The sequence below is a fragment of the Microbacterium azadirachtae genome (genome assembly GCF_025583665.1).
Taxonomy (GTDB): Bacteria; Actinomycetota; Actinomycetes; order Actinomycetales; family Microbacteriaceae; genus Microbacterium; species Microbacterium azadirachtae.
The window spans coordinates 3,573,274-3,600,040 of the sequence record NZ_CP099706.1 but is presented as its reverse complement, the minus strand read 5'-3'; the positions used below and the strand labels follow the sequence as shown (position 1 = coordinate 3,600,040).

Sequence of the window (26,767 nt, the reverse complement as noted above, 5' to 3'; positions counted from 1 at the left end):
ATGGACAACCTCCACCGCAGACTCGCACCGATCTCCTCGGCCGCCTGGGACCAGATCGACGACGAGGCGCGGCGCACCTTCATCACGCGCATCGCGGGACGTCGCGTCGTCGACGTGCCCGAGGCGGGCGGGTCAGGCCTCTCCGCCATCGGCACCGGCCATCTCGAACCGATCGCGGCGCCCGCGCCATCGGTCGAGGCGCGACGGCGGCAGGTGCAGCCGCTCGTGGAGCTGCGCGCCCCGTTCACGGTCACGCACGCCGCCGTCGACGACGTCGAGCGCGGAGCGCAGAACTCCGACTGGCAGCCCGTGAAGGACGCCGTCGAGGCGCTGGCGACCGCCGAGGACACCCTGGTGTTCGCCGGATCCGAGGCCGCCGGCGTGCAGGGCATCATCGCGAGCAGCTCGAACGACACGATCCCGCTGCCGGCGGATCCGCGCGAACTTCCGGCCGCGGTCTCCCGCGCCCTCACCGTGCTCCGCACCGTCGGGGTGCAGGGGCCGTACGCGCTGCTGCTGTCGGCCGAGCTGTACACCGCGGCCTCCGAGACCGTCGACCACGGCTACCCGGTGGCGGAGCACCTGCGCCGCCTGCTCGGCGATGACGGCACCATCGTGTTCGCCGCCGCGCTCGACGGCGCGATCGTGCTCACGATGCGCGGTGGCGACTACGCGCTCACCCTCGGTCAGGACGTCTCGATCGGCTACCTCTCGCACGACGCGGAGGGCATCCGCCTGTACGCGCAGGAGTCGGTGACGTTCTCGGCCTACACCTCGGAGGCCAGCGTCATCCTCGGCTGAGCGCCGCGGGACGAGTCTGTCGGCGCCCGTTCTCCGGACGTCACGATCCGGGCGCGGCGGGATCCTTCGCCCAGGGCGGGTCGGGGTCCTGGTCGTCGATGGTGAAGGTGACGGGCGAGGGCGGCCGGTCGATGTAGCTGTATCCGGCGGGACTCGTCCACTCGAGCACGCCGGCGCCTCGCTGCCTCACGGTCCAGGCGGTCTGGTGCTTGAGGACGTGATGGCGTCGGCAGAGGCCGCCCAGGTTGCCCTCCTCCGTCGCCCCGCCGCGGGCTGCGTCGACGGTGTGGTCGAGGTCCTGGGCGCGCGGCGGCAGTCCGCAGGTCGGGAATCGGAAGCGGGAGTCGCGGGCATGCAGGAGGCGGCGGAGGTCGGCGTTGGGCCGATAGTGGTCGACGGCCAGGATCGCGCCGGTGACGGGGTGCGTGAGCACGCGCTCCCAGGCGGCCGCACCGCCGGCGAGGACGCGGGCGGTGCGGCTGTCGATGGGCTGTCCGCCGGCGAGCTCCGCGGGCTGCTCGGCGCGAACGCCGAACGCGGGGGCGACGCCGGGGTGCGGTGCGGAGCCCGCCGTCGCGTCGGAGGCGAGCAGGGTGAGCGCGGGCACGGTGAGCTCGATGCGCGCCTGGATCGCCGCGAGCAGCCCCTCCGCGCTGTCGTGTCCGCGGGGCGTTGCGGTCAGCAGCAGGTCGGCGCACAGATCGGCCCGCAGCTGATCGACCGTGCGGGTGTCTGCGGGGTCGCCGAGGCCGTCCGAGCCGGAGCGGCCGTCCGCGCCGGAGCGCCCCTGCGCATCGGCGTTCCGTGCCGCCTTCGCGTTCTCGGTCGTGACGAGCCGCGCCTGCTGGGTCAGCCGGTCGTAGATCCCGTCGATCACCGCGGCGGAGTGGATCAGGCCCAGCGCCTTCTGCCCGTCCGGCAGATCCTCCCGCCACACGGTGCGGTTGCTCTGCGCGTCGCGATGGCGCTCCGTGAGACTGCGCGGCGCGAGGCGTTCCGCGATCCGCTCGACCGCGCGCTTGGCGCGATGCGGTGTCTCGTCGATGCAGGCGGCCACCGCGGCCTGCTCGTACCGGCTTCGGGCGTCATCGTCGAGAGGGGCGCCGGCGTCGTGGATCAGGCGCGCGTGCGCGCCGTTGATCCGCGCGTCGCTGAACGCCCGCATCGTCTCGGGGTAGCGGGTCATGAGATCGGCGGCGCGTGACATGCGCGCCTGCACGACGCGGTCGGACATGTGCAGCACTCCGGCGAGCTCTGCGGCGACGCTGCGTGACACCAGGTCCGCGGAGTCGGGTCGCGCATGCTCGGACGCCGCGGCGGCGATCTCTTCGGCGAGGCGCTGGGCGACGGCCAGATGCGCCTCCCGCACCGCCTGCAGCCGCACGATCGACGCCTCCGTCGCGGCCAGACCCTCGGTCAGCATGCGCAGCACGGCGACCGGATCCACCGGATCCGTCGTCGTCGCCACCGCGTCTGCCATGCCCTCAGTCAACCAGGGGCCACCGACATTCCTGACCTGCAAATGCCCAGATCAGGTGCAATAAGTGTCATCACCGCGTCATACCGTTCCGTCCGGCGACGACGTGACGGATGCCGGGATCAGCGGAGCTCGCGCAGCTCCGCGGTCCGCGCGCCGCCGGCGTCTCCGGTGTTGACCGTGCCCTTCGGCTCGAACAGGATCGCGTGCACCTCTTCGTCCGCCTTCGGACAGTGTTCGACGCCCCGCGGCACGACGAACACGTCGTTCGGTTCGAGGACGACATCCCGATCGCGGAGCTGGATCGTCAGCCGACCGGCCACGACCATGAACAGCTCATCCGTGTCGGGATGCGTGTGCCAGACGAACTCGCCCCGCAGCTTGACCACCTTGACGTCGTAGTCGTTGACGCTCGTGAGCCGATGCGGCTGCCAGTGCTCGCCGATCGCGGAGAGGGCTTCGTTCACATTGCGCACGTCGTCTGTCATGGGACGACGGTAGCCGACGCCTACTTGCGGATGTCGCCGCTGTCGGGCTCGAAGCCCTCCTCGACCGCCTCGTCCGGCTCGAAGGAGGCGTCGTCCGTCTCGCTCTCCTCGACCGCGGCCGCCGCCTGCTCCTTCGCCTCTGCGAGCGCCGCCTCTTCGCGCTTCTCCTCGCGCCGCTTCTCTCCGAACATCGCGTCTCCTCTGGTCCGTGCGGTGGCTTCGCCGCCACCTTACGCCCGGGCGCACATCGTCGGCGGCGCGCGCACGCCGGGGCACAGCCGGGCTTGTCCGTGCGCACAGGATCCCGGGGCGAGAGCCGCGCCGCCGCGGGCGGCCGCGGTGCACACGCGGGACAATGAGGGCATGTGGGCCGTCCTCCTCGCGTCGTTCCTGGCACTGATCCCGATCACCAACCCCGTCGGCGCGATCGCCGCGTTCGCCGGGCTCACCGCGGGAGACGACCCGCGCGACCTGCATCGGCAGGCCTGGCTCACCGGCGTCTACGTCGGCGGGATCCTCGTCGTCTTCACCTTCGTCGGCACCGAGCTCCTCACGGTGCTCGGCATCGGACTGCCGGCGCTCCAGATCGCCGGAGGCCTCATCGTGGTCTACTCCGGCTTCACGATGCTCTACCCGAGACCGCAGCTCACCAAGCCCGAGCAGAAGGGCGCGGTCGCCAAGGCCGACGTGAGCTTCTCGCCCATGGCCCTGCCGCTCATCGCCGGCCCCGGGGCGATCGGCGTGGTGATCGCGCTCGCGGCACGGCATCCGCAGCTCGACGAGCGCCTGGGCGTGGCGCTGGCCTGCGTCGCGATCGCCGCCGTCACGGCGGTCGCGCTGCGCTACGGCACCCCGCTGATCGAGAAGCTCGGACCGAACGGGATCGGCGCCCTCACGCGCATCATGGGCCTGCTCATCGCCGCGATCGGGGTCGAGATCACGCTGCACGGCGTCACGGCGTTCTTCGGGAAGCTGTGACCGCGCGCATGCCCGAGAACGAGACGACCCGGCTGATCGCGTGGAGCAGCGAGCTCCGCGAGGCCCACACCCGGCTGCGCGGCGCACTCGCCTTCGTGCGCGCAGGAGGGGCGGATCCGCGGTCGGCCGACCGGGATCTGCTGCTGCACTGCCGCGGCTTCTGCACCGCCCTCGATCAGCACCATCGGGGCGAGGACCGCGCCCTCTTCCCGGCCATCGAGGCCGCGCATCCCGAGCTCGCCCCGGTGCTGCGCAAGCTCTCGGAGGACCACGCCATGATCGACACCCTCCTCACAGCGCTGCGGGACGCGGTCGACGGCGGCATCGCGCCCGGCGACCTCGACCGGCATCTCGACGGCGTGGGCGCCATCATGGAGAGCCACTTCGCCTTCGAGGAGCGGCAGCTGCTCCGCGTCCTCGAGACCCTCGCCCTCGACGCGGATCCCCGGGACGTGCTCGGAACGCTCTGATCGCCGGATCCGGCCTGGCAGGTATGGTGCTGTGGGGCGCGCCGTACTCGCGTGACGTGCGCAGGAGGCAGAGGCGGGCTGATGGGTGAGTTCTGGCGCAACGACCTGCTCCCTCACCTCGAGTCCCGCCGGTCGTGCCAGATGGCGACCTGTTACCGGCCCCACACGCATGACCGGTTCTCGGTCGGTTTGATCGACTCCGGCTCTGCGCGACTCACCGGGATACGCGACGAAGCGGTGACGCTCGAGGCGGGCAATGTCATCATCATCCCGGCCGGACACGTGCACGCGTGCAACCCGGATCAGGGACGATGGCAGTATCAGATGATCCATGCCGATGAGGGGTGGATCGAGTCGCTGGGCGGGAACGCGGCGACGCAGGTGATGCGCGGGATCAGCGTGTACCAGGACGCGGCGGTCTACGACCGGTTCGACGATCTGAACACTCGGCTCTTCGCGAACCGGGAGATCTCGCGTGTCGAGGCCGATCTCGCCGAGGGCCTGCGCGAATGTGCGCGACTCGCTCCGGTTCATCGCCTTGCACCCGTGAACGATCCGCTGCTGGCGGCGCGGCTGGCCCCCGTGCTCGAGCACCTCCAGGGGCAGGCGTCGGGAGGGGTTCTCGAGGAGCTCGCCGAGCTGGCGGGAATGAGCAGATACGAGCTCATCCGCGCCACCAGGCGGGCGACCGGCATGACGCCGATCGCCTGGCGGCAGGATCAGCGCATCGTCACCGCGCGGCAGATGCTGCGGGAGGGACGCTCCCTCGCCGACACGGCTGCGGTGCTCGGCTTCGCCGATCAGAGCCACTTCCATCGCGTCTTCCGCGCCCATGTCGCAGCCACTCCGGGGGCTTACCGCGGTTGAGCAACTTCGTACAAGACGAGTGCCTCCGCGGCATTTCAGGCTGGTGCGATGACCAATCCCTCGGAACTTCTGGCCGCAGCCGACACTCTGCGGGGCTGGGCCCTGGACGAACGCCTCAAGCAGACGGTGATGGCTCACCCGGTTCTCGCCGGGATCGCGGCCAAGATCGCTCGTCGCTACTCGGCCGGTGCGCGGGCCGACGATGCGCTGCGCCTTCTGGCGCTCAATGCGGCGCGCGGGCACCGCGGCAGCATCGAATGCGTCGGGGAGTCGGTGCGCGATGCGGATGTCGCGTCGGGGGAGACGGAAGAGATCATCGGCATGATTCGTCAGCTGGTCGCCGGCGGCGGCACGGCGACGATCTCCTTCGACCTGTCCCACGTCGGATCGGTCGTCTCGTCCGAGCTCGGGCTCGAGAACGGCCTGCGAATCGCACAGGCGGCACGCGATGCCGGCACCTCCGTGATGATCTCCGCGGAGGGGTCCGACCGTACCGACCTCGTGCTGGGGATCTGGGAGCAGATCTCCTACGACTTCCCCGAGACCGGCGTGACGCTTCAGGCACGGCTGCACCGGACAGGCACCGACCTCGAACGAGTGATGAGACGCTCCGGCCCGGTTCGCATCGTGAAGGGCGCGTTCCTGGAGACCGCGGCGGTCGCGCACGTGCGCAATTCGGCACCGATGTACGACGCCTATCGCACGATGGCGCGCCGTCTCGTCGGTGCGGGGCACCGCGTGAACATCGCGACGCACGACGAGGCGCTCATCGGCGACCTCCGCGCAGAACTCGGCGGTGACCTCCGCGCCGAGCACGTGGAGTTCGAGACGCTCCAAGGGCTCGGCGCCACCCTTCTGGACGCGCTTCGACAAGACGGGCTCATCACCCGGGAGTACATCGTGTACGGGCCCGAGTGGTGGCTCTACGTGCTCAACCGCATCGCAGAGCACCCGGAACGCGCGATCACCGCGCTGGCCGATCTCCGCCAGGCTTGATCTCTCGCGGGTCGATCGGTCTTCGCAACAGGCCTGGCAGGTGCGGATCCGGATCCGGCGGAGGAGGATGTCGATCGGCGGATCCTTCGATCGTCATCAGGGTGTCGAAGCACAGCAGGTCTTCGGCGACACCGGAAAGGACCGATCATGCGTTACACACTTCTGCTGCAGTATCCGGAGATGTCCGCGGAGGACCTCGGGCCCGAAGCGCTCGCCGAGGGCATGCGCGCCTTCGACGTCTACGCGAAGGCGCTGGACGAGGCGGGCGTCCTGCGCAGCGCCGAGGTGCTGCATCCCTCCACCGCGACCACCACGGTGCGCGTGCGCGACGGGCAGCTCGTCGTCCAGGACGGGCCCTTCGCCGACACCAGGGAACAGGTCGGCGGCACCTTCGTGATCGAGGTCGACGACCTCGACGCCGCGATCGCCTGGGCGCAGCAGGCGCCGTCGGTCGCCTGGGGAGCCGTCGAGGTGCGACCGGTCGCGACGCGCTTCGCCGACGGCGCCTGGCAGGGCGCGTCGCCGGTGCGGTGAGCGCGGTCGAGCAGGCGCGCGCCGCCGCAGAACGGGCGGTGCGCGCCTCCTACGGCCGCCTCGTCGCGCTCCTCGCCGGCGGCACCGGCGACCTCGCGCTCGCCGAGGACTGCCTCGCGGACGCGCTCGAACGCGCCCTGCGCACCTGGCCCGAGGCCGGTGTGCCGGAGAACCCGGAAGGATGGCTGCTCACCGTGGCCCGCAACAGACTCCGTGACGTGTGGGGATCGGCGGCGCAGCGCACGCGCGCACCGCTCGACGACGACGTGCTCGACGTCGGCCCGGACTCCGGCATCGACGTGGCCGCGCTCGTGGAGCAGGGCGAGGCGATCCCGGATCGCCGCCTGGAGCTGCTGTTCGCCTGCGCGCACCCGGCGATCGACTCGGGGATCCGCACGCCGCTCATGCTGCAGACCGTGCTCGGCTTCGACGCGGCCCAGGTGGCCGGGGCGTTCGACATCGAGCCCGCCGCGATGGCCCAGCGCCTCGTGCGGGCCAAGCGCAAGATCCGCGACGCGGGGATCCCGTTCGCGCTGCCGACGCGCGCCGACATGCCCGTTCGCACGACCGCCGTGCTCGAGGCGATCTACGGCGCCTACGCCCTGGACTGGCTGGGCGACCACGACGACGTGCGCACGACGCTGGCCGACGAGGCCCGCTGGCTCGCCGTGCTCACCGCGACCCTGCTCGAGACGGATCCCGAAGCGTGGGGTCTCGCGGCGCTGCTCACCCTCGCCCAGTCGCGCGCGCCGGCGCGGGTGCCGTCGGCGCCGGGGGAGCGCTGGCCCGCGCTCGATGCGCAGGATCCGGCGCTCTGGGATCGCGCCCTCATCGCCGAGGGCGAGGCGCTGCTGCACCGGGCGGCGCGCCTGAGCGACGTCGCCGGAGGCGGGGAGCCGGGACGATTCCAGCTCGAGGCGGCGATCCAGTCGGTGCACTGCGACCGCGCGCGCACCGGCGTGCTCGACCGCGAGGCGCTGCTGCGGCTGTACCGCGGACTGGTGCGCATCGCGCCGACCCGGGGCGCGATCGAGGCGCTCGCCGCCGTCGAGGGCTCCGCGCGCTGAGCCGGGTGCCGGCTTCGGCCACCCGTGCCGGTCCCACGGGCCGGCTCTTCGGCGCGCTCCGCACCACAGCGCGTGTCGCGCGGTTCTCCACGGGTCGCGGGGATCGGCGCACAGGACGCGCAGCCGGCGGTCAGGCTCGGCGCATGGCACTCGCGCAGATCTCGATCCCACAATCGTACAATTATGTACAAGAGAGTACGATTGCGGCCATGGACAGCGTCACGGCATCCGTCGCTCGGCAGACTCTTCCCGCACTCCTGGATCGCGTCGAAGCCGGTGAAGAGGTGAGGATCACCCGTCACGGTCGCGTCGTCGCGGTGATGATCGATCCGAAGAGACTCCGATCCCCTCGCGCCGCCGAGCTGTGGAAGGCCGCCGACGAGCTCGGAGCGCGTCTGGAGGCCGCCCGGTCGGAGCCTCTGGAGGGGTCGTTGAGCGCGGGGGACGCGGAGGAGCTCGTCGCCTGGATCCGAGAAGGGCGTGACTCGCGGTGAGCCGGGTGACCGCATTCGATGCCGACGTCCTCATCTACGCAGGCGCGCCCGGTCACCCGATGGGTGCGGGGATCGTGCGCGCGACGGAGCGGGATCGAGGAATCGGTTCGCAGCTTCTCCTGCCGGAAGTGCTCAGCAAGCCGACGAGGACGGAGCCCGGGTCTGCCGTCGTCGCGGAGCTCACACGGTTGCTCTCGCGCCTCGAGCTTCTTCCCGTCGACCGGGAGGTGGCGCAGCTCTCGGTGACGCTCGGGGCGAAGTACGGTCTCCGCGCGGCGGATGCCGTGCATCTCGCGACGGCGATCACCGCGGGCGCGGATCGCTTCCTGACCAACAATCGCAAGGACTTCGGTGACCGGATCAGCGAGATCGACGTGGTCCATCCGGACGAGCTCCGCTGACGGTCGCGCCGTGCGGCACGTCGAGCGGCCCTCTCAGGCAGGCGGAGCGGTGCGGATCCGGGCGGCGGCGTCGACGAGGGCCTGCAGGATGCGATCGAGCCCGGGGTCGTTCCGGCGCGCGATGCGCCGCACCGCGTGCGTGCTGCGCGTCACGGGGACGCTCGGTCGCACCAGGCGCACGCCCGCGGGCACCGCGGCGACCGTGAGATCGGGCACCAGCGCGACGCCGATGCCCGCGGCGACGAGCTCGAGCTGCACGGCGAAGTCGAGCGTCTCCGCCACGAGGCGGGGGCGGAAGCCGGCGAGGCCGCAGGCGCGCTCGACCATGTCGAAGCAGCTCAGGTCTCTCGTCGGCATCGCCCAGTCCCGGTCCGCCAGTGCGGTGAGGTCGACGGTGTCGGCGGCGAGCGGATCGTCCGCGCGGAGGGCGAGCCACACCGGCTCTTCGGCGATGAGGTCGGCCACGACGCCGTCGGGAAGGCGCCGAGGCACGGTGGAGTACGCGTGCACGAGGGCGAGGTCGGCCTCGCCGGCGGTGAGGGCGGCGAGTGCGGCCTCGGGCTCGGGAGTGCTCAGCCGCAGCCCGATGTCGGCGTGCTCCTCGCGCAGTGCTCGCCAGGCGTCGGCGACGAGCGTCCGCGCGGCGGACGGGAAGGCGGCGAGTCGATAGGTGCCCTGCACGCCGCGACGGAGCGCGTCGACGTCGAACTCGGCGAGGGAGAGCCGGTCGACCAGGTCGCGACCGTGCGCGGCCAGCAGCCTGCCCGCCGGTGTGAGGGCGAGCCGGCGCCCCTGGCGTTCGGTGAGCGTCACGTCCAGCTCGCGTTCGAGGGCCGCGAGCTGCATCGAGACGCCGGGCGCGGTCAGCCGCAGCTCTTCGGCGACCGCTGCGACGGTGCCGAGCCGGTCGAGCTCGGCCAGCATGCGCAGTTTGCGGACATCGATCATAAACAGAGCTTAGGTGACGCGTCAGGACAATTCACTTGAACTGTTGTATTGCATGTCGGATCCTGGCAGGGTGAAACGCGATTCGGGGATCCTGGCCGGTCTGCTCGTCGTGGTGCTCTGGGCGAGCGCGTTCCCGGCGATCCAGGTCGCGGCCCCCGCGCTGGGCGTCGTCGGGTTGTCGTTCGTGCGTCTCGCCGTCGCCGCCCTCGCGCTGTCGGCGATCGGGGTCGTGAAGCGGATCCGGCTCCCACGGGGGAGGGATCTGGGCTGGATCCTCGCCGCCGCCTTCTTCGGCATGACCGTCTATCAGCTCCTCCTCAACGCGAGCGAGCTGCACGTCCCCGCCGGCACGGCGAGCATGATCGTGGCCGCCGCCCCGCTGGTCTCGGTCGCGGTCGCGCGGATCCTGTTCCGCGAGGCCGTCACGCCGGCCACCCTCGTCGGCAGCGCGATCGCGCTGGGCGGCGTGCTGATCGTGTGCCTGGCCCGAGCAGGGTTGTCGCTGAGCGCATCCGTCTGGATCGCGGTGGCCGCGATGGCCGTCCAGGGCGTCTACCACCCGCTGCAACGGCCGCTCCTGAAGAGGTACACCGCGCTTGAAGTGGCCACCTACACGATGGTCGCGGGCACCGCGATGACGCTTTCGCTGCTGCCGTTCGGCGCGGCACAGCTCGCCGGCGCCTCGGCACAGAGCTGGATCGCGGCCGTCTATCTGGGCCTCGCGCCGTCCGCGGTCGGGTTCGTGCTCTGGGCCTTCGCGGTGGGGCGCCTGCCTGTCGCGGTGTCGACCTCACTGCTCTACCTCGTGCCGCCGATCGCCGTACTGATCGCGTGGATCTGGCTGGGTGAGCTGCCGCGGGCGGTGGAGCTGCTGGGCGGGCTGGTGGTGCTGCTCGGCGTGATCGTGATCTCGCAGGGCGGCCGGCTGCTGCGTCGCGTGCGTGGCCTGCAGACCGAGCCCTAGGGGATCAGCAGGTACAGCGCGCCGAGGACGGTCAGGATCAGCACGATCCGGTCGAACAGCGCCTGGTGGATCCGGGGGATGAGCCAGCGCCCGAACAGCGCCCCGATGACCACCATCGGCACGAGCACGGCGTCCATCAGCAGCACGGGCACCGTGATCAGGCCGAGGCCCGCGAGCACCGGCACCTTGACGATGTTCACGATGGCGAAGAACCACGCGGCCGTTCCCAGGAACACCTTCACCGGCGTGCGCATCGCGAGGAAGTACATCGACATGACCGGACCGCCTGCGTTGGCGACCATCGTGGTGAAGCCGCCCAGCGCGCCGTAGCCGAGCGTGGTGCCGAGGTGCGCCGCGCCCTCTGGAGCCGCAGTCGTCCGACGGCGCCGCCAGAGGGTGATCGCCACCATGGCCAGCAGGATCGCGCCGATCACCGGGCGCACCACGGCGTTGCCGGCGACCGCCAGGAACACGGCGCCGAGCACCAGCCCCGCGGCGACCGCGGGGGCGAGCCGGAGCAGCGTGGGCCAGTGCGCGTGCCGCCGCCAGGTGAGGAGGGCGAACAGGTCGCCGACGACGAGCAGGAGCAGCAGGGCGCCGGTCGAGGTGCGTGCCGGCAGCAGCGCGGCGAAGATCGCGACGGACACGGTGTTCGCGCCCGGCAGCGCGGTCTTCGACAGCCCGACCACGGTCCCCGCGATCGCCAGCAGGATCCATGCCCACGGCGCGAGATCGATCACGGCCGGGATCCGGTCTGCGCGGAGGGATCGATCGGGGGTCGGCGCATCATCGAAAACTAACAGGTGCGGTCAGCGGGTGGCATCCAGCAGACCGCGCCGGAAGCCCTCCGCCACGGCCGCGGCGCGGTCGCCGACGCCGAGCTTCCCGTAGATGCTGAGCAGGTGCGTCTTCACGGTCGCCTCGCTCAGATGCAGGCGGTCGCCCGCCGCACGATTGGTGGCGCCGTCGGCGATGAGACCCAGGATCTCGAGCTCGCGCGGCGTCAGCAGAGCGGCTTCCGGCGTGCGCACCCGGTCGACGAGCCGGGACGCCACCTCGGGCGCCAGCACGGTCCGGCCGGCTGCGGCAGCGCGGATCGCGTGCAGCAGCTCGTCGCGGGAGGCGTCCTTGAGCAGGTAGCCGGTGGCGCCGGCGGCAATCGCCGGCAGCACATCGGCGTCCGCGTCGAAGGTGGTCAGCACCACCACGCGGCTCGCGATGCCGAGCCGCGAGAACTCGCGCAGCGCGGCGACGCCGTCCATCCGCGGCATGCGCAGATCCATCAGCACCACATCCGGAGCATGCACCTGGGCGAGCGCGACCGCCTCCGCCCCATCCGACGCCTCGCCGATCACGGTGATGTCGTCGGCGGATCCGACCATGCCGACGATGCCGTCGCGCACCACCGGGTGGTCGTCGACGACGAGCAGCGTGAGCGGCGTCATGCCCGCACCTCCGCACGCACCACGGTGCCACGGCCAGGACGGGAGTCGACCTCCAGCGAGCCTGCCGCGGACTCCAGGCGCTCCCGCATCGCGATGAGGCCGTATCCGCCCGTCTCCGCGGAGGCGCGCTGCACCCGGTCGACGGCATCGAACCCGCGGCCGTCGTCGCGCACCTCGAGGCGGACCCGGTCTTCGCCCAGGCGCAGCGCGACCGCGACCCGCCGCGCGGCCGCGTGACGCTCCACGTTGGCGAGGGCCTCCTGTGCCGTGCGCAGCAGCGCCACCTCGGTCTCGGTGGGCAGCGGCCGGGCCGTGCCGGACACCGTCACCGTCGACGCGATCCCGGTGCGCGAGGACCACGACCGCGCGACCCCGCCGAGCGCGTCGGCCAGCGAGGTCTGCTCCAGAACGGTGGGCCGCAGCGCCTGCACCGAGCGGCGGGCCTCGGCGAGCCCCTCGCGAGCGAGGGACAGTGCGGCGTCGGCATGGCGGCGCCGGGTCGGCTCGTCGGGCGCCTGCTCCGCCGCCTGCAGCTGGGTGATGATGCCGGTGAAACCCTGCGCGAGCGTGTCGTGGATCTCGCGGGCGAGCCGCGTGCGCTCGTCCTGTACGGCGGTGCGATGCAGGTTCTGCTCGGCGCGGTGCAGCCCGAACGACAGACCGCACATCACGACCGTGTTCAGCAGGATCACCGCGACCGTGCCGGCGGCGCCGGCAGGGTCCGCGCCGAAACCGGAGCTCTGCGCGAGACCCGCCACGACCGCCGTCCCCGCGACGGGCAGCAGCTCCCACGGCCACGAGGCCAGCGAGTACGCGAAGGAGAACGTGGCGATCGCGAGGAACCCGAACGTTCCCTCCCGCAGCACGAGCACCAGGTTCAGCACGATCGCGCCGGTGAGGAACACGGCGACCGCGGCGGGCTGGTCGCGCCAGGGGAACGGCAGCGTGCGCATCGTCAGGACCCACAGCCCGTACGCCGCGCACAGGGCCAGCGTCGGCAGCAGTCTCTCCGGCCGTCCCCACTGGGTGAGGAGCTCGAACGCGACCAGAAGGCCCAGCACGAGGTACGGGGCGACCGCGAGCACGGTCCGCCAGCGGGTGTCCACCACGGGCCGACCTTACGCCTTCGGCGCGAAGAGCGCTCGCATGCGCGGCAGGTTCACCAGGATCGCCACGGGCAGCAGCAGGAGTCCGCACAGGGCCTGCTCGAGGCGCACCCAGTCGGGCAGGAAGCCGGGGATGGACACGATGACGACGACCGCGGCGACGATGATCGGGCTGATGATGCGCAGGCGCACCCAGGCGCCGCGCGAGCCGCGGGCGGCGGAGGCGGCGATCGCCAGCACCACGACGGCGCTCGCGAGCACGAGGGAGCTGCGGATCCAGATCGCCGTCTCGAAGCCGATCCCGGTCGCGCTCGCGACGCCGAGGAAGGCGATCATCGCGGCGCTGACGGCGACGAACGCCCAGGACAGCAGGAGCATGGGGCGGAACGCGGCGCGGCGGGACGAGGCGACGGTCTCGGGCGAGGGGGAGAGTGTGGTGTTCATGACTCCAGCGTCCTCAGCGGCGCGTGCCGCCGGATCCACCGATCGGTCACGGTCGGCCACCGATCGGTGGATCAGATCCGGCGAGCTTGTGGCGGCGAGCGCGCGAGAGCGTGCACCCGCTGTTCGAGCACTACAGGGTCGAGAGCTGAGCGATTCCCCGAGCCGAGCGGGGCAATAGTCTGCTCTCAGCTCACCCGGCGCGCCCGCCCGATCGAGCAGCCACGGAAGGACGCGCCCATGACGAGCGAACAGGACCCGGCCGCCCGGATCGCGAGGCTCGAGGCCGAGAACGATGCGCTGCGGCGCGGCATCGCGCACGGTGCCGGGTCGCGATGGCGCAGCGCGGCCTCGGCCGTCCTGATCGTGATCGGCCTGCTGCTCGGATCCGTCAGCGCGGTCACGAGCTATGCCCGGGATCTGCTCACCGACACCGATCAGTTCGTCGCGACGTTCGCCCCGCTCGCCGCGGATCCGGCCGTGCAGTCCGTGCTCGTGCGCGCGACGAACGACGTCATCGACCAGCAGGTCGACATCCCGGGCCTCACCGCCGACGTGTTCGACGGCCTGCGCTCGCTGGATCTGCCCCCGCGGGCGTCGACCGCGCTGGGACTGCTCGAGGCCCCGGTCGCACAGGGCGCTCGGAACCTCGTGCGCGGCATGGTGGAGAACGTGATCACGTCGCCGGCCTTCTCCGACATCTGGAATCAGGCGCTGCGGGTCTCGCACGCGCAGGCCGTGGCGGCCCTGCAGGGCGACCCCGGATCCGCCGTCGTCGCGGGGACCGACGGAGCGCTGACCCTGCAGCTCGGCCCGATCCTCGAAGGGGTGCGCACGCGCCTGCTCGCCGAGGGGGTGACCTTCGCGCAGGGCATCCCCACGACCGACCGCTCGATCGTCCTCGTGCACGATGCGTCGCTCGGCACGGCCGTCGCCGCCTACGGCATCGTCGTCACGGTCTCGGCATGGCTGCCGTGGGTCGCGCTGGCGCTGCTCGTCGCCGGCGTGGTGGTCGCGAGGCGACGCCGGCGGGCGGTGCTCGCCGCGGGCGTCGCGGCGGTCGTGATCATGGTGGCGCTGCTCGCGGCGGTGGCCGTCGGACGCGCGGTGGGGATCGGGGCGCTGGCGTCAAACGGATCCGTGATCACGCCGGCCGCGGCGGGCGACGTGTTCGACCAGATCACGCAGCCGCTCACGCAGCGCCTGCTCGCGCTCGGCCTGCTCGCCCTCGTGATCGCGCTCGTCGCGTGGGTCGTCGGCGCGTCCCGTCCGGCCATCGCCCTGCGCGCCGCCGGCGGCCGGCTCGCCTCAGCGGCGCGTCCGGGCGGCGGAGGCTCGGATGCCACAGCGCCGGGGGCTCGTCTGGGCGTCTGGATCGATCGTTCGCACCGGGGGATCCTGATCGTCGTCGCACTCGTCGCCGCGGCGGTCGTGCTTCTCGTGCACCCGCTCACGGCCTGGCTCGTGCTGTGGGTGCTGCTGGGCGCCGTGCTCGTGCTGATCGCGGTCGAGCTCCTGCGCCGCCCCGCATCGCAGTGATCGGGTCGGCGGCGGTCAGGGCCGCACGCGCACCGTGCGCTCCTCGTAGGTGACGAGATCGCCGTCGACGAGCTGGCGCCCGCGACGGCGCTCCACCTCGCCGTTCACGCGCACGTACCCGTCGATGATCGCCTCCTTGGCGTCGCCGCCGGAGTCGAGGAGGCCCGCGTACTTCAGGAACTGCCCGAGCCGGATGCTCTCGCCGCCGATCGAGATGTCGTCGCTCATGCGGTCCACGGTATCGAAGGTTCGCGCTCAGGATCCTGCCCGGCACTGCATCCCCCTTTCCCTCCTCGCACCGTCTTTCCCTCCTCCCATCGACGCTTGCCAGGGGAGGGAAACGCGACCAGGGGAGGGAAACGTGGATCGGGGGCGCGGGCGGTGGCGGAGCCTACCGCGCCACTCGGGCGAGCGGATCCGCTCGCCCGGAATCCGCGACGCGCGGCGTCACAGAAGCCGCCTCGGGCGTCACACGATGTCGAAAACCGACACACAACGACGGCCGATCCCGCGGGCGTGTGAATGTGGGCACACGCCCGCGGCCCCCCGTTCCGCCGGCGCGTTCCCGGGCGCCGTACACAGCGCGGCGTCCGGACGGCACCGACCCGCGGTGCGAAGACCCGAAGGAGGCCCCCCATGGCAAGGAACACTCGACGCATCGCCTTCGCCGGACTCATGGCGACCACCGCGGCACTCGCGCTCGCGGGATGCAGCCTCTCCGCCTCGGCGAACGGCCCGTCGGCCGGCGCCTCCGCGGGCAGCACCGTGTACTTCGGCGTCTCCTCCGCGACCACCGGCCAGTACGCCCAGTACGGCGAGCAGTTCAAGAAGGCGTTCGACCTCGCGGTCGAGGAGGTCAACAAGGACGGCGGCATCGACGGCCACCCGGTCGCCCTGAAGTACGAGGACTCGCAGTCCGACCCCAAGCAGTCGGTCACGGTCGCGCAGAAGTTCGTGAACGACCCCCAGATCTCGCTCGTGTTCGGCGACTACTCGTCGGCGGCGTCGATCCCGGCCTCGCCCATCTACACCGCGGGCAAGCTGCTGCAGTACGGCTTCAACAACTCGAACCCCGACTTCACCGCCAAGGGCACCCAGTACCAGTGGTCGAGCGCCATCACCACGAGCGCCAGCTACACCTGGACGGCCGACTACATCAAGAAGCAGGGCGTCGACTCGATCGGCGTGACCTACCTGAACACCGCGGACTGGGGCATCCCCGCTTTCCAGGCGTTCAAGGCCGAGGCCGACAAGATCGGGCTCAAGATCACCGACGCGGAGGCGATCGACCCCACCTCGGACGACTACCGGCCCTCGCTGACCAAGGCCGTCGCCGGCAACCCGAAGGCGTTCGCGCACGTCGGATACGGACCGGATGCCGCGAAGCTCGTGACACAGCTGCGTGCGATCGGCTTCACGGGCACGTTCTACGGCGGGCAGGACGAGCAGTCCTTCGATGCCACGCCCGATGCCGCAGGATCGGTCATCGGCACCGAGTTCGTCTCGACCAGCACCGCGCCCGAGGTGCAGGCGTTCGTCACCGCGTTCAAGAAGATGTACCCGGAGGAGAAGGAGGTCACCCTCTTCGAGGCCGGCGCCTACGACGCGCTGCACGTCGCCGTCGCCGCGGCGAAGAAGGGCGGGACCGACCGCGCCGGGATCCTCAAGGGCTTCCAGGAGATCAAGGACGTCCCGAGCGTCGTCTACGGCAAGCTCTCCTTCGACCAGGACACCCGTCGGCCGGCCTCGCCGCAGCTCACGCCCACCGTGCTGAAGGACGGCGCCTGGGTCGCCATCGAAGGCTGATCCCGCCTCCATGCTCGACACTCTGATCGCCGGCCTGCTCCGGGGGAACGTCTACGCCCTCGGAGCGGTCGGCATCTCGCTCGTCTTCGGCGTCATGAACGTCGTCAACTTCGCGCAGTTCTCGTTCTTCGGGCTCGGCGCGATGCTGGCCTGGTTCTTCGTGGCGCAGCTGCACCAGCCGTTCTGGATCGCGCTGCCGCTCGTGCTCGCGATCTGCGCCGTGCTGGGCCTCGTGATCAACATCGCCGTCGTGCGCCCGCTCGCGAAGTACCTGCCGCTCGCCGCGATGCTGTCCACCTACGCCGTCGCGCAGATCCTCGACAACGGGTCCCAGCTCGCCTTCTCCGCCCAGTTCCGGTCTTTCCCGCAGGTGCTGCCCACGTCGAACCTGCACATCGGCAACATGCGCTTCGGCACCTCGGATCTGGTGATGCTGGGCGTCACGGCGGCCGTCATGGTCGCGATGTCCCTGTTCCTGAAGTACGGCCGCACCGGTCGCGCCATCCGGGCCACGGCGCAGGATCAGGAGGCGGCCCTGCAGATGGGCATCCCGGTCGGGTCGGTGCAGAACCTCTCGTTCGTCATCGCCTCGGCGCTCGGCGGTCTCGCCGGCATCTTCTTCTCGCTCTACATCGGCGTCGTGAACCCGGTCTCCGGGCTCAACATCGGCATGACGGCCTTCGTCGCCGCGGCCCTGGGCGGACTCGGATCCCTCGTCGGCGCCGTCGTCGGCGGCTTCGTGCTGGGGATCCTGGAGGCCTTCGGGATCTACTGGCTGGGCGACGCGGCGCGCCAGATCATCGTCTTCGTCGTGCTGCTGGTCGTGCTGATCGTGCGCCCCGGCGGCCTGCTCGGCAAGGTGCCGCTCATCTCGACCGAGCCGCTCACCGGCACCTTCCTCGGGAAGGGGCGTCCGCTGCGCATCCCGCGCTGGGCGTGGATCGCCGCGTTCGTGGTGCTGGGCGTGCTCGTCCCCGTCCTCGCCGACACCTATGTGCTCACGACCGGCACCCAGGTGCTCATCTACGCGATCATCGCCGCCGGGTTCACCGTCACCGCCGGGCAGGCCGGCGTGCTCGCGCTCGGACAGGCAGGTCCCATCGCGATCGGCGCCTACCTCTCGGCCCTGCTGAGCGTGCACCTGCACCTCTCGTTCTGGATCGCGCTGCCGATCGCCGGCCTCGGCGCGGCCGTGATCGCCTCGGTGCTGGCCTCGCCGATCTGGGGGGTGAAGGGCCACTACATCTCGATCGCCACGCTCGGACTGGGCATCGCGATCGTCGCCGTGATCCAGCTGCTCGTCCCGCAGGGCGTGTACGGGATCCCGGTTCCGCAGATCGCCGGCGTCGACCTGAACACCCCGCTCGCCTACTACCTCATCGACTTCGTCGTGCTGGTGCTCACCCTGCTGGTGATGTGGCGGATCCGGCGCTCGCACCTCGGCAAGGTGATCTCCTCGGTCGGATCCGACGAGGTCGCCGCCCTCGCCTCGGGCGTGCGGGTGCGCGACTACAAGGCCCTCGCGTTCGCGATCTCGGCGTTCTTCGCCGGCATCGGCGGATCCCTCCTGGCGCATCAGTACACCTACATCGACACCACGACGTTCACGATGCTGATGTCGCTCCTCGTGGTCACGATCGTGATCCTCGGCGGCGTGGGGCTGCCCTACGGCGCGGTCGTCGGATCGATCGTGCTCATCGGGGCGATGGAGCTGCTGCGCTTCACGCCGGAATGGCGGATCATCGTCTACGGCCTCGTGCTCATCCTCGTCGTGCGCTTCCGGCCCGGCGGCGTCCTGGTGAGGAACTCATGACCGCCCTGCTCGACGTGAAGGATCTGCAGCGTCACTTCGACGGCGTGCGCGCCGTCGACGGCGTGTCCTTCGAGGTGCAGCCGCACGAGGTCGTCTCGATCATCGGACCCAACGGATCCGGCAAGACCACCACGCTCAACCTCGTGACCGGCACGATCCCCGCGCACGGCGGCGCGATCGCCCTGGACGGCGCCCGCATCGATCACGCGAAGACGGTGGACATCGCCGAGCACGGCATCGCGCGCACCTTCCAGAACGGCCGCGTGTTCGCGACGCTCTCGGTCGCCGACAACATCGAGGTGGGGATCCACTCGCAGCTGCACGCGCACCGGCCGTTCCGCCGGCTCTCGCACGTCTTCCTGCTGCGCTGGATCCCGCTCCTCGCCGAGCTGTTCGTCGCGGTGTTCGGCACCCCGGCGGCACGGCGGGAGCGCGCGGAGATCGACCGGGTCATCGACCGGGAGGTCGACCGGTTCGGGTCGCGGCTCGGCCCGCGACGCGACGACCCGGCGTACACGCTGAGCTACGCGAACCGCCGGCGCACCGAGATCGCCCGCGCGCTGGCGCTGCAGCCGAAGCTGCTCGTGCTCGACGAGCCGACGGCCGGCATGAACCAGTCCGAGACCGCCGAGGTGCTCGCGCAGCTGCTCGAGCTCAAGGCCGCGGGGCAGGCGATCCTCCTCGTCGAGCACAAGCTCGATCTGGTGATGACGGTCTCCGACCGGGTGATCGTGATGGACGGCGGCCGGATCATCGCCGAGGGCGACCCGCAGAGCGTGCGCGCCGACCCCGGCGTGATCGAGGCCTACCTCGGCCGGCGGCGGGAGACCCCGGGCTCGGACTCAGGAGAGGAGGGACCCGCATGACGGCCCTGTTGAGCCTGGACGCGCTGAACGTCTACTACGGCCCCTTCCACGCGCTGCGCGGGGTGTCGATCGAGGTCGGCGAGGGCGAGATCGTGTCGCTGCTCGGTGGCAACGCGTCGGGCAAGTCCACGACCATGAAGTCGATCCTCGGGCTGAACAGGGTCAAGGACGGGCGGATCGCGTTCGCGGGCGCCGACATCACGCATCGCTCCACCGCGAAGCGCGTGCGCGCGGGGATCGCGAGCGTGCCCGAGGCGCGGCGGGTGTTCCCGCAGATGACCGTGGACGAGAACCTCTACGCCGGGGCGTACACCCGTCGCGACCGTGCCGGGATCGCGGAGGACGTCGAGCGGATGCGCGAGCACTTCCCGCGGCTCGCCGAACGCCGCCGCCAGGAGGCGGGCACGCTCTCCGGGGGCGAGCAGCAGATGCTGGCGTTCGCCCGGGCGCTGATGAGCCGGCCGCGCCTGATCTGCATGGACGAGCCGACGATGGGTCTCTCGCCCAAGCTCGTGGACCAGGTGCTCGACGAGATCGCGCGGCTCAACCGCGAGCTCGGCGTCGCGGTGCTCCTCGTGGAGCAGCAGGCGGAGCTCGCCCTGTCGATCGCGTCCCGAGGCTATGTGCTGGCGACGGGGGAGATCGTGGCCGAGGGCTCGGCGCAGGAGCTGCTGCACGACCCCCGTATTCAAGAGGCCTACCTCGGAAGGAGCGGCTCATGACCGCAGACGCCCGCACGCATCCTGTGCCTCCGGCCGGACCCCGACTCGGGTTCTTCACCCGGGTGCTCGACGCCGCGCCGCCCGCAGAACGCTACCGGCTGGCGCTCGAGCAGATCCGCACGGCGGAGCGGCTCGGCTTCGACTCCGCATGGGTGGCGCAGCACCACTTCCACGAGGACGAGGGCGGGCTGCCGTCGCCGCTGGTGTTCCTCGCCCACGCCGCCGCGCAGACGAGGAGCATCGTCCTGGGCACGAGCATCGTGACGCTGCCGCTCGAGGAGCCGCTGCGCGTGGCCGAGGACGCGGCCGTGCTCTCGCTGCTCAGCGGCGGACGCTTCGAGCTCGGCGTCGGCAGCGGCGGCACCCCCAGCTCCTTCCCGCCGTTCGGGCACGACCCGAAGGAGCGCGGCGCGATCTACGGGCGCCACCTCGCGCGTCTGCAGGAGGCGCTCCGCGGCGACGCGCTCACCGCCGACGGCGGCCGGCTGTACCCGGCGGCGCCGCAGCTGCTCGACACGCTCTGGCAGGCCACGTTCTCGTCCGAGGGGGCGGCGAGGATCGGAGCCTCGGGATCCGGGCTCATGCTCTCCAAGTCCCAGCCGCACACCGCCGGATCCGGCGCCACCGCGCTCGCCGACACGCAGCGGCTCGTCATCGACGCCTACGAGGCGGCACTCCCCGAGGGCGTGGCCGCACGGACGTTCGCGTCCCGCGGCCTCGTCGTGGTGGATGACGTGGCGGATGTCCCGGCGCTGCTGGCGCGCGGCATCGAGCGCTCGCTGCCCGCGGCCCGGCCCATGGGCATCGTGATCCCGGACGGGGCGAGCGACGAGCAGCTGCGGATCCTGTTCGACCTGCACATCGGCACGCCCGAGCAGATCGTCGAGGAGCTCGCGCAGGACCACGTGCTCACCTCGGCCACCGACATCGTGTTCCAGTCGCACCCGGTCGATCCACCGCACGAGGTGCTGCTGCGCTCGCTCGAGCTCATCGCCACGCGGGTCGCCCCCGCGCTGGGCTGGAGCCGGGCGGATCCTGAGTCCGTCGAAGGCCACGAGTCGCTCGACGCGGACGACGCCCCCCTGACCCTCGCGGAGGAGACCCATGTCTGATCTGATCGACGACCTCGTCGGCATCGTCCCGCGCAGCACGCTCGACGCGCTGCGCGCCAAGCGCCCCGTGGCGCGCAGCGACGCCCAGGCCACGTACGACGGGCTCATCACGACGCCCGCCGATCTCGCCCGGGCGACCGCGGCGGAGCGTGCGGCCCTGGGCTACTGGGTCGCCGCGCTCAGCCGCGCCGGCGGCCTGGCGGAGCACTACCGGGCGCTGCTCGACGACGCCGATCCCGAGGCGCGCGCCGCGATCGATGCGGCGCTGCCCGGCGCGCTCACCACCGGTCCGTACGGGGCGTATCCGGAGGGTCCGCTCAGCGTCGAGGACGAGGAGGGCCTGCACTGGATCGCGCCCACCGCGCTCCGAGATGCGATCGGATCCCGTCTGAGCGCGGCCCTCGAGCACGCGCACCTGCTCACCTACCGACCTCGCGACGCGAGTCCCGACGCGCTGCAGACGCTGCTGGATGCGGGCTGGAGCACCGACGGCGTCGTCACGGTCTCGCAGCTCGTCGCGTTCACCCACTTCCAGCTCCGCGTGATCGCGGGGCTCAGCGTGCTCAAGGAGGCGATCTGACATGGCAGAGCAGGTTCTGCGTCACCCCGAGGTGACCCCGCCCCACGTGTTCACGCAGGAGGAGCTCGGCTGGGTGCCCTGGCTCGAGCCGAAGCCCGAGGGGGAGCTGACCGACGACGACTACACCGCCCTCGTCGAGCGCTCCCGCGCCGCGAGCCCGTACTTCCGTCTGCTCGTGCGCGATCCCGTCGTGCTCGGTGCGCGCACCCGCGCCGACAACGACATCTTCTACAACACCGACGCGGGGCTGGGCCGGGCCGAGCGCGAGATCTCGGCCGCTGCGGCCTCGCGGGTCAACGGCTGCCTGTTCTGCGCCTCCGTGCACTCCCGCTTCGCGACGATCCAGGCGCCCTCGCGCCGCGACGACGTGCAGCGGCTGCTGGACGAGGGCATCGACGGCGAGCAGGACGAGCGCTGGACCGCGATCATCGAAGCGGCGGCCGCGCTGACGGCCACCCCGTCGCGGTTCGGCGAGGCGCACGTGCAGGCGCTGCGCGCGGCGGGGCTGGACGACCAGGCGATCGTCGACGTGGTGCAGAGCGCCGCGTTCTTCAACTGGGCGAACCGGCTCATGCTGTCGCTCGGCGAGCCGACGCCTCCGACGCCGAAGGCCTGACCGGATCGGCGTGTCGGATCCGTCTTTCCCTCCCCGCATCGTCTTTCCCTCCCCGCAGACGCGCCTCTAGGGGGAGGGAAAGACAGCACGGGGAGGGAAACGCGGGGCGGGCCGGGTCGCGAGTGGGTCCGGTCGGCAGCGGGTCGGCGGGCTACTTCTTCTGCGGGGCGAACGGGGTGCCGAGCTCCTTCGCGAGGGACTGGAAGATCCGGGTCGCGGGGGAGCTGCAGGGCAGATCCGTCGGGTTGTCGGTGAGCGTGCGGGCGTCGCTCGGGCAGTCGCCGGAGGGGATGTCGCTGTTGACCATCGTGATGATCGTGGTGTCGTCCTTGGTGCTGTAGAACATCGCCGTGTTGTAGCCGGGCAGCTCGCCGGTGTGGCCCACCCAGCCGTTCTGACAGCCCCAGCCGATGCCGTAGCCGCCGTTGCCGGGGCCGTTGAACTCGCGGAACGACGTGAGCCGCTCGATCTGCGCCTTCACGGGCACGAGGCCCGCGCCCGTGGCCTCCGCGCGCCCGAACGTCAGCAGATCCCGCGCGCTGGAGATCAGCTCGCCCGCGCTCCAGCCCCAGGAGGGGTTCCAGTTCGTCGTGTTCGCCGGATCCTGCGGTGTGCCGTGGCCGCCCTGGAGCGTGAATCCCTGCGCGTGCGGATCCGGGAACGCGGCGGACCCGGCCGGGAAGATCGTGTGCGTCAGGCCCAGGGGCGTGCTGATCTTCTCGGCGAGCACGTCCTGATAGCTCTTGCCGGTGACCTTCTGGATCACGAGGCCCAACAGGATCGTGTTGGTGTTCGAGTAGTCGAACGCGGTGCCGGGCGCGAAGTCCTGGGGCGGGAGCGAGATGCCCGCCTTGAGCAGCTCCTCCGGCGTCCAGACCCGGTCCGTCTCGGAGAAGAAGATCTTCTGCCACGCCGGATCCTTGGTGTAGCTGGTGATCGAGCTGGTCATGTCGGCGAGCATCCGGATCGTGACCTTGTCGCCGCGCGGCACGCCGTCGATGTACTTCGAGATCGTGTCGTCGAGGCTGAGCTTGCCCTCGGCGGCGAGCTGCAGGGTCAGGGTTCCGGTGAACGGCTTCGTGATGGATCCGACCCGCTGATAGATGTCCGTCGTCATCGGTGCGCCGGTGGCCGGATCCGCCACGCCGTACGCCTTCAGGAACAGCCCCTTCGGGGACTGGACGGCGACGACCGCACCCTTCGCGGAGGTCTGCGCGAAGGCGTCCTGCGCCGTCTTGTCGAGGGTGGCGGCGAGATCCGCCGGCACTTCGGAGGTGGGTAGGGGGGCCGTGCGGGCCACGACGGCGGACGGATCGGCGACGCAGGTGGAGACCGCGGGCACCGTCGACGAGGGCGTTCCCGCTCCGGAGGAGGACGGGCCGGCCGAGGGCGGGGCGGTGCAGCCGGCGAGCACGAGCAGGGCGGCCGCGAGCGCGATCGGCCTCGCGAGACGGACGGTGACCATGGCGGAGCTCCTTCGGGCGGATCAGTCCTTCCCCCAGGGAGACTCTGGCACCGGAGGCGGCTGCAAGGAATAGACGTAGGCCCATTCCGATGCGCGCCCGCCGCCGGGAGACTGGTGGGCGCATGGGGATGCTCGAGGGGAGATCGAGGGTCGGATCCGCACGCGCGATGGATCGGTGTGTGCGATGAGGAGGCTCGCGATGGCGGCAGGCGCCGGAGGGAAGCGGGGAGCGGCGGTGGTCGCGCTCCTGGCGATCGGACTGATCGCCTCGGGATGTGCGGGCAGCGGTGCTCAGGGCGCCGCCGCCTCCCCGCCGGCCACGGCCTCGGCCGGGGTGCGCACGGTGACCACCGACGCGGGCGCGCTGCGCACGCGGTTCGAGGGGCTGGCGCGGGAGCTGGGCGTTCCCGGGGCCGCGATGCTCGTGCGGACGCCGCAGGGCGAGATCACCGCGACCTACGGGGTGACGCAGGTGAACGGGACCACGCCGGTCTCCCTCGACGACCACTTCCGGATCGGATCCAACACGAAGACGATGACCGCGACGGTGATCCTGCAGCTGGTGCAGGAGGGGCGGATCTCCCTGGCCGACAAAGTGGCGAAGTACCGTCCCGACGTGCCGAACGGGAGCCGGATCACGATCGAGCAGCTGCTCACCATGCGCAGCGGGCTGGCGAACTACACGACGACGCTCGCGCTCAACACGGCGCTCGACACCCAGCCGCAGCGCGCCTGGAAACCGGAGGAGCTCGTGGCCATGGGCCTCGCCGAGCCCCCGACGTTCGAGCCGGGCGACGGCTGGAACTACTCCAACACGAACACCGTGCTGCTCGGCCTCATCGCGGAGCAGCTCGAGGGCAAGCCGCTCGCGGAGATCTTCCAGGAGCGCCTCTTCACCCCGTTGGGGCTGCGCGAGACCACGTATCCCGCGGTCTCGGACTCCACGCTGCCCGAGCCGTACTCGCACGGCTACATGTACTCGACCAACGTCGACACCATGGCGTCGAACGTGCTGCCGCCCGCCCAGCTCGCGCAGGCGAAGGCGGGCACCCTGCTGCCGAGCGACACCACCCGGCTCAACCCGTCATGGGCGGGTGCGGCCGGTGCGGGCATCTCCACGATCCGCGACCTCGCGCACTGGGTCGAGGCGCTCGGCTCCGGCGCGGTGCTCGGCCCGGCCCTCCAGAAGGAGCGCCTGGCCGGCGTGGAGCCGGTCCCCGTCCCGCTGCCCCCTCTGCCCGACCCCCAGTACGGCTGGGGCATCGCGAAGATCGGTCCGTTGTACGGCCACACCGGAGAACTGCCCGGCTACAACTCGTTCATGGGGTACGACCCCGTGCAGAAGGTGACGATCGTCGTCTGGACGAACCTCGCCCCCGCCGCCGACGGGCGCCCGCCCGCGGCCACGATCGCCACATCGCTCATGAAGAGCATCTACGGAGGATGACACGATGACGCCGTCCCGATCCGCCGCCCGGCATGCCCGGCGCCGCGCACTCGCGCTCGCCGCGGCCGCCGCCGTGCTCGCCCTGGCGGGATGCTCCGGTGCGTCCGGCGTCGGGCCCGCCACGACCCCGCCGTCCCCGTCCGCGACAGCCGCCGGGTGCGTCGCGGATCCGGCCAGGACCATCGCCGCGAAACCCGGCGCGAAGACGATGTCGGCCCTCCCCGCCGAGACGGTCGCGAAGCTGGACGCGGCGGCGGCGAAGGCTTTCGCCCTCGGCGCCTCCCCGGGAGCGGTCGTCGGGGTGCGCACGCCCGAGGGCACGTGGACGAAGGCCTACGGGTCGGCCGATCGCGCGGGCACGCCGATGCAGGTCGGGATGCACACCCGCATCGCGTCGCTCACGAAGATGTACACCGCGACGATCGTGCTGCAGCTCGCCCAGGAGGGGAAGCTGAAGCTCGACGACACGATCGCCAAGTACGTGGACGGGATCCCGAACGGCGACGCGATCACGCTCACGCAGCTCGCCGACATGACCAGCGGTGTGGCGAGCTACACCATGAACGATGCGCTGCTGCAGAAGTACTTCGCGGATCCGACCGCCGTCTACACGCCCGAGGAGGTGATCGAGGCCGGCGCCGCCGTCTCACCCCTGTTCCCTCCGGGGAAGGGGTTCGCCTACTCGAACACCAACACGGTGCTGCTCGGCACGGTGATCGAGAAGGTGACCGGCGAGGACGTCGGCCGGCTCATGCAGACGCGGATCTTCGACCCGCTGCACCTGGGCAACACGTCGTGGCCCGGCACCTCGGCGGCGCTGCCCGAGCCGTACGCGCGCGGGTACACGCTGAACGGGAACACCGCGACCCCGGACGCCCCGACCGACTCCACGGACTGGAACCCCTCGTGGAGCTTCACGGCCGGCGAGATCATCTCCGACATCGACGATCTGCTCACGATGGGGCGCGCGCTCGGCACGGGGCAGGGACTGGTCGACCCCGCCACGCAGACCCTGCGGCTGACCTCGTTCTCGGAGATCGGCTACGGCTTCGGGCTGAGCTGCTCGCAGGGGTGGGTCGGGCACACCGGCGACCTCTCGGGCTACAACACGTCGCTCTTCTACGACACGGCGACCGACACCACGGTCGCCGTGCAGACGAACAGCGACATCGCGTCGGGCGGCTGCACGACCTCGCCCACGCTCACCGACGACCCGGGCGACGCGATCTGCCAGACGCCCGCGGTGCGGCTCCTCGTCGCCCTCACCGGCGAGCTCGGCACCGCCTACGTCCCGCCGCCGCGGAAGTAGCCTCGCGGCTGGGGC

30 protein-coding genes are annotated in these 26,767 nt (G+C 71.5%); 20 read left to right on the top strand and 10 right to left on the bottom strand.

The annotated features are described in order from the left end of the window. Positions 1-801: a family 1 encapsulin nanocompartment shell protein gene (locus tag NFX31_RS16990; RefSeq protein WP_262956347.1), complete on the top strand. Its 801-nt coding sequence runs from the start codon at positions 1-3 to the stop codon at positions 799-801. A 40-nt stretch (positions 802-841) separates the two neighbouring features. Here NFX31_RS16990 and NFX31_RS16985 read toward each other — a convergent pair whose 3' ends face one another. The 3 genes from NFX31_RS16985 to NFX31_RS16975 form a co-directional block, all read right to left on the bottom strand. Then, positions 842-2,281, bottom strand: coding sequence for an HNH endonuclease (locus NFX31_RS16985; protein WP_262956346.1), 1,440 nt, complete (start codon positions 2,279-2,281; stop codon positions 842-844). A gap of 119 nt (positions 2,282-2,400) precedes the next feature. Next, positions 2,401-2,766 (bottom strand): cupin domain-containing protein, encoded by a 366-nt coding sequence (locus NFX31_RS16980; protein WP_091477944.1) that lies wholly within the window; start codon positions 2,764-2,766, stop codon positions 2,401-2,403. 20 nt (positions 2,767-2,786) lie between these two features. Next, a complete protein-coding gene (locus NFX31_RS16975) occupies positions 2,787-2,957 on the bottom strand; it encodes a hypothetical protein (RefSeq protein WP_169748219.1) in 171 nt (56 codons plus the stop codon). Positions 2,958-3,129: 172 nt separating this feature from the next. Between NFX31_RS16975 and NFX31_RS16970 the strand changes: the two genes are divergently transcribed. The 8 genes from NFX31_RS16970 (at position 3,130) to NFX31_RS16935 (ending at position 8,573) form a co-directional block, all read left to right on the top strand. Further along, on the top strand, positions 3,130-3,744 hold the full coding sequence (locus NFX31_RS16970; RefSeq protein ID WP_045250439.1) for a MarC family protein: 615 nt from the start codon (positions 3,130-3,132) through the stop codon (positions 3,742-3,744). An 8-nt stretch (positions 3,745-3,752) separates the two neighbouring features. Further along, positions 3,753-4,214 carry a hemerythrin domain-containing protein gene (locus tag NFX31_RS16965; RefSeq protein WP_262956343.1) on the top strand — a complete coding sequence of 154 codons (462 nt, stop codon included), beginning with the start codon at positions 3,753-3,755 and terminating at the stop codon, positions 4,212-4,214. An 81-nt stretch (positions 4,215-4,295) separates the two neighbouring features. Next, positions 4,296-5,081, top strand: a complete 786-nt coding sequence (locus NFX31_RS16960; RefSeq protein ID WP_262956341.1) for a helix-turn-helix transcriptional regulator — start codon at positions 4,296-4,298, stop codon at positions 5,079-5,081. Between the two features lie 48 nt (positions 5,082-5,129). Beyond that, on the top strand, positions 5,130-6,077 hold the full coding sequence (locus NFX31_RS16955) for a proline dehydrogenase family protein (RefSeq protein WP_045250383.1): 948 nt from the start codon (positions 5,130-5,132) through the stop codon (positions 6,075-6,077). Positions 6,078-6,224: 147 nt separating this feature from the next. After that, on the top strand, positions 6,225-6,611 hold the full coding sequence (locus tag NFX31_RS16950) for a YciI family protein (RefSeq protein WP_045250382.1): 387 nt from the start codon (positions 6,225-6,227) through the stop codon (positions 6,609-6,611). Next, a complete protein-coding gene (locus NFX31_RS16945; protein ID WP_262956340.1) occupies positions 6,608-7,678 on the top strand; it encodes an RNA polymerase sigma factor in 1,071 nt (356 codons plus the stop codon). Before NFX31_RS16950 ends, NFX31_RS16945 begins: the two co-directional genes overlap by 4 nt. Before the next feature lie 143 nt (positions 7,679-7,821). After that, on the top strand, positions 7,822-8,172 hold the full coding sequence (locus tag NFX31_RS16940) for a type II toxin-antitoxin system Phd/YefM family antitoxin (protein ID WP_082072265.1): 351 nt from the start codon (positions 7,822-7,824) through the stop codon (positions 8,170-8,172). A 5-nt stretch (positions 8,173-8,177) separates the two neighbouring features. Beyond that, the gene (locus NFX31_RS16935; protein ID WP_045250379.1) at positions 8,178-8,573 is read left to right on the top strand and encodes a type II toxin-antitoxin system VapC family toxin; all 396 of its coding nucleotides are present in this window, start codon (positions 8,178-8,180) and stop codon (positions 8,571-8,573) included. A gap of 33 nt (positions 8,574-8,606) precedes the next feature. Here NFX31_RS16935 and NFX31_RS16930 read toward each other — a convergent pair whose 3' ends face one another. Beyond that, complete coding sequence (locus tag NFX31_RS16930; RefSeq protein ID WP_220387427.1) at positions 8,607-9,521, bottom strand: LysR family transcriptional regulator; 915 nt, start codon at positions 9,519-9,521, stop codon at positions 8,607-8,609. Between the two features lie 70 nt (positions 9,522-9,591). Here NFX31_RS16930 and NFX31_RS16925 point away from each other — a divergent pair, with 70 nt between their 5' ends. After that, positions 9,592-10,485 carry a DMT family transporter gene (locus NFX31_RS16925; protein ID WP_262956338.1) on the top strand — a complete coding sequence of 298 codons (894 nt, stop codon included), beginning with the start codon at positions 9,592-9,594 and terminating at the stop codon, positions 10,483-10,485. On the opposite strand, the gene NFX31_RS16920 is transcribed toward NFX31_RS16925, so the two are convergent. The 4 genes from NFX31_RS16920 to NFX31_RS16905 all read right to left on the bottom strand — a co-directional run bounded on the left by NFX31_RS16920 (position 10,482) and on the right by NFX31_RS16905 (position 13,480). Continuing rightward, a complete protein-coding gene (locus NFX31_RS16920) occupies positions 10,482-11,225 on the bottom strand; it encodes a sulfite exporter TauE/SafE family protein (RefSeq protein ID WP_045250378.1) in 744 nt (247 codons plus the stop codon). The two genes, NFX31_RS16925 and NFX31_RS16920, sit on opposite strands and share 4 nt — an antisense overlap. A 69-nt stretch (positions 11,226-11,294) precedes the next feature. Next, complete coding sequence (locus tag NFX31_RS16915) at positions 11,295-11,930, bottom strand: response regulator (protein ID WP_262956337.1); 636 nt, start codon at positions 11,928-11,930, stop codon at positions 11,295-11,297. Further along, a complete protein-coding gene (locus tag NFX31_RS16910) occupies positions 11,927-13,039 on the bottom strand; it encodes a sensor histidine kinase (RefSeq protein ID WP_262956336.1) in 1,113 nt (370 codons plus the stop codon). The genes NFX31_RS16915 and NFX31_RS16910 overlap by 4 nt, the downstream gene beginning before the upstream one ends. Before the next feature lie 9 nt (positions 13,040-13,048). Further along, the gene (locus NFX31_RS16905) at positions 13,049-13,480 is read right to left on the bottom strand and encodes a hypothetical protein (RefSeq protein ID WP_262956334.1); all 432 of its coding nucleotides are present in this window, start codon (positions 13,478-13,480) and stop codon (positions 13,049-13,051) included. A 237-nt stretch (positions 13,481-13,717) separates the two neighbouring features. Between NFX31_RS16905 and NFX31_RS16900 the strand changes: the two genes are divergently transcribed. Further along, the gene (locus tag NFX31_RS16900) at positions 13,718-15,016 is read left to right on the top strand and encodes a hypothetical protein (RefSeq protein ID WP_262956333.1); all 1,299 of its coding nucleotides are present in this window, start codon (positions 13,718-13,720) and stop codon (positions 15,014-15,016) included. A gap of 15 nt (positions 15,017-15,031) precedes the next feature. On the opposite strand, the gene NFX31_RS16895 is transcribed toward NFX31_RS16900, so the two are convergent. Further along, the gene (locus NFX31_RS16895) at positions 15,032-15,244 is read right to left on the bottom strand and encodes an RNA-binding S4 domain-containing protein (protein ID WP_045250374.1); all 213 of its coding nucleotides are present in this window, start codon (positions 15,242-15,244) and stop codon (positions 15,032-15,034) included. A 408-nt stretch (positions 15,245-15,652) separates the two neighbouring features. On the opposite strand from NFX31_RS16895, the gene NFX31_RS16890 reads away from it, so the two are divergent. Genes NFX31_RS16890 through NFX31_RS16860 form a run of 7 tightly spaced genes read left to right on the top strand, consistent with a single transcriptional unit; the run spans position 15,653 to position 22,531 of the window. Next, positions 15,653-16,822, top strand: coding sequence for an ABC transporter substrate-binding protein (locus NFX31_RS16890; protein ID WP_262956332.1), 1,170 nt, complete (start codon positions 15,653-15,655; stop codon positions 16,820-16,822). A 10-nt stretch (positions 16,823-16,832) separates the two neighbouring features. Beyond that, positions 16,833-18,635, top strand: a complete 1,803-nt coding sequence (locus NFX31_RS16885) for an ABC transporter permease (protein WP_262956330.1) — start codon at positions 16,833-16,835, stop codon at positions 18,633-18,635. Then, positions 18,632-19,501: an ABC transporter ATP-binding protein gene (locus NFX31_RS16880; protein WP_262956329.1), complete on the top strand. Its 870-nt coding sequence runs from the start codon at positions 18,632-18,634 to the stop codon at positions 19,499-19,501. The genes NFX31_RS16885 and NFX31_RS16880 overlap by 4 nt, the downstream gene beginning before the upstream one ends. Further along, the gene (locus tag NFX31_RS16875; protein ID WP_045250371.1) at positions 19,498-20,223 is read left to right on the top strand and encodes an ABC transporter ATP-binding protein; all 726 of its coding nucleotides are present in this window, start codon (positions 19,498-19,500) and stop codon (positions 20,221-20,223) included. The genes NFX31_RS16880 and NFX31_RS16875 overlap by 4 nt, the downstream gene beginning before the upstream one ends. Then, positions 20,220-21,335, top strand: coding sequence for a putative FMN-dependent luciferase-like monooxygenase (locus NFX31_RS16870; protein WP_262956328.1), 1,116 nt, complete (start codon positions 20,220-20,222; stop codon positions 21,333-21,335). Before NFX31_RS16875 ends, NFX31_RS16870 begins: the two co-directional genes overlap by 4 nt. Beyond that, positions 21,328-21,915: a CMD domain protein gene (locus tag NFX31_RS16865; protein ID WP_262956327.1), complete on the top strand. Its 588-nt coding sequence runs from the start codon at positions 21,328-21,330 to the stop codon at positions 21,913-21,915. Before NFX31_RS16870 ends, NFX31_RS16865 begins: the two co-directional genes overlap by 8 nt. A gap of 1 nt (position 21,916) precedes the next feature. Next, complete coding sequence (locus tag NFX31_RS16860) at positions 21,917-22,531, top strand: alkylhydroperoxidase domain protein (RefSeq protein ID WP_045250368.1); 615 nt, start codon at positions 21,917-21,919, stop codon at positions 22,529-22,531. A 151-nt stretch (positions 22,532-22,682) separates the two neighbouring features. On the opposite strand, the gene NFX31_RS16855 is transcribed toward NFX31_RS16860, so the two are convergent. Next, positions 22,683-23,996: a serine hydrolase domain-containing protein gene (locus tag NFX31_RS16855; protein ID WP_262956325.1), complete on the bottom strand. Its 1,314-nt coding sequence runs from the start codon at positions 23,994-23,996 to the stop codon at positions 22,683-22,685. A gap of 199 nt (positions 23,997-24,195) precedes the next feature. On the opposite strand from NFX31_RS16855, the gene NFX31_RS16850 reads away from it, so the two are divergent. Both NFX31_RS16850 and NFX31_RS16845 read left to right on the top strand, forming a co-directional pair. After that, positions 24,196-25,443 (top strand): serine hydrolase domain-containing protein, encoded by a 1,248-nt coding sequence (locus tag NFX31_RS16850; RefSeq protein WP_262956324.1) that lies wholly within the window; start codon positions 24,196-24,198, stop codon positions 25,441-25,443. 4 nt (positions 25,444-25,447) lie between these two features. Next, a complete protein-coding gene (locus NFX31_RS16845; RefSeq protein WP_091477957.1) occupies positions 25,448-26,752 on the top strand; it encodes a serine hydrolase domain-containing protein in 1,305 nt (434 codons plus the stop codon). Positions 26,753-26,767: the final 15 nt, after the last annotated feature.

Bases quoted from the DNA above. Each gene is read 5' to 3' on its own strand.
- NFX31_RS16990 (WP_262956347.1), top strand. From the start codon at position 1: ATGGACAACCTCCACCGCAGACTCGCACCGATCTCCTCGGCCGCCTGG.
- NFX31_RS16985 (WP_262956346.1), bottom strand. From the start codon at position 2,281: ATGGCAGACGCGGTGGCGACGACGACGGATCCGGTGGATCCGGTCGCC.
- NFX31_RS16980 (WP_091477944.1), bottom strand. From the start codon at position 2,766: ATGACAGACGACGTGCGCAATGTGAACGAAGCCCTCTCCGCGATCGGC.
- NFX31_RS16975 (WP_169748219.1), bottom strand. From the start codon at position 2,957: ATGTTCGGAGAGAAGCGGCGCGAGGAGAAGCGCGAAGAGGCGGCGCTC.
- NFX31_RS16970 (WP_045250439.1), top strand. From the start codon at position 3,130: ATGTGGGCCGTCCTCCTCGCGTCGTTCCTGGCACTGATCCCGATCACC.
- NFX31_RS16965 (WP_262956343.1), top strand. From the start codon at position 3,753: ATGCCCGAGAACGAGACGACCCGGCTGATCGCGTGGAGCAGCGAGCTC.
- NFX31_RS16960 (WP_262956341.1), top strand. From the start codon at position 4,296: ATGGGTGAGTTCTGGCGCAACGACCTGCTCCCTCACCTCGAGTCCCGC.
- NFX31_RS16955 (WP_045250383.1), top strand. From the start codon at position 5,130: ATGACCAATCCCTCGGAACTTCTGGCCGCAGCCGACACTCTGCGGGGC.
- NFX31_RS16950 (WP_045250382.1), top strand. From the start codon at position 6,225: ATGCGTTACACACTTCTGCTGCAGTATCCGGAGATGTCCGCGGAGGAC.
- NFX31_RS16940 (WP_082072265.1), top strand. From the start codon at position 7,822: ATGGCACTCGCGCAGATCTCGATCCCACAATCGTACAATTATGTACAA.
- NFX31_RS16930 (WP_220387427.1), bottom strand. From the start codon at position 9,521: ATGATCGATGTCCGCAAACTGCGCATGCTGGCCGAGCTCGACCGGCTC.
- NFX31_RS16915 (WP_262956337.1), bottom strand. From the start codon at position 11,930: ATGACGCCGCTCACGCTGCTCGTCGTCGACGACCACCCGGTGGTGCGC.
- NFX31_RS16905 (WP_262956334.1), bottom strand. From the start codon at position 13,480: ATGAACACCACACTCTCCCCCTCGCCCGAGACCGTCGCCTCGTCCCGC.
- NFX31_RS16900 (WP_262956333.1), top strand. From the start codon at position 13,718: ATGACGAGCGAACAGGACCCGGCCGCCCGGATCGCGAGGCTCGAGGCC.
- NFX31_RS16895 (WP_045250374.1), bottom strand. From the start codon at position 15,244: ATGAGCGACGACATCTCGATCGGCGGCGAGAGCATCCGGCTCGGGCAG.
- NFX31_RS16890 (WP_262956332.1), top strand. From the start codon at position 15,653: ATGGCAAGGAACACTCGACGCATCGCCTTCGCCGGACTCATGGCGACC.
- NFX31_RS16885 (WP_262956330.1), top strand. From the start codon at position 16,833: ATGCTCGACACTCTGATCGCCGGCCTGCTCCGGGGGAACGTCTACGCC.
- NFX31_RS16880 (WP_262956329.1), top strand. From the start codon at position 18,632: ATGACCGCCCTGCTCGACGTGAAGGATCTGCAGCGTCACTTCGACGGC.
- NFX31_RS16875 (WP_045250371.1), top strand. From the start codon at position 19,498: ATGACGGCCCTGTTGAGCCTGGACGCGCTGAACGTCTACTACGGCCCC.
- NFX31_RS16870 (WP_262956328.1), top strand. From the start codon at position 20,220: ATGACCGCAGACGCCCGCACGCATCCTGTGCCTCCGGCCGGACCCCGA.
- NFX31_RS16865 (WP_262956327.1), top strand. From the start codon at position 21,328: ATGTCTGATCTGATCGACGACCTCGTCGGCATCGTCCCGCGCAGCACG.
- NFX31_RS16860 (WP_045250368.1), top strand. From the start codon at position 21,917: ATGGCAGAGCAGGTTCTGCGTCACCCCGAGGTGACCCCGCCCCACGTG.
- NFX31_RS16855 (WP_262956325.1), bottom strand. From the start codon at position 23,996: ATGGTCACCGTCCGTCTCGCGAGGCCGATCGCGCTCGCGGCCGCCCTG.
- NFX31_RS16850 (WP_262956324.1), top strand. From the start codon at position 24,196: ATGGCGGCAGGCGCCGGAGGGAAGCGGGGAGCGGCGGTGGTCGCGCTC.
- NFX31_RS16845 (WP_091477957.1), top strand. From the start codon at position 25,448: ATGACGCCGTCCCGATCCGCCGCCCGGCATGCCCGGCGCCGCGCACTC.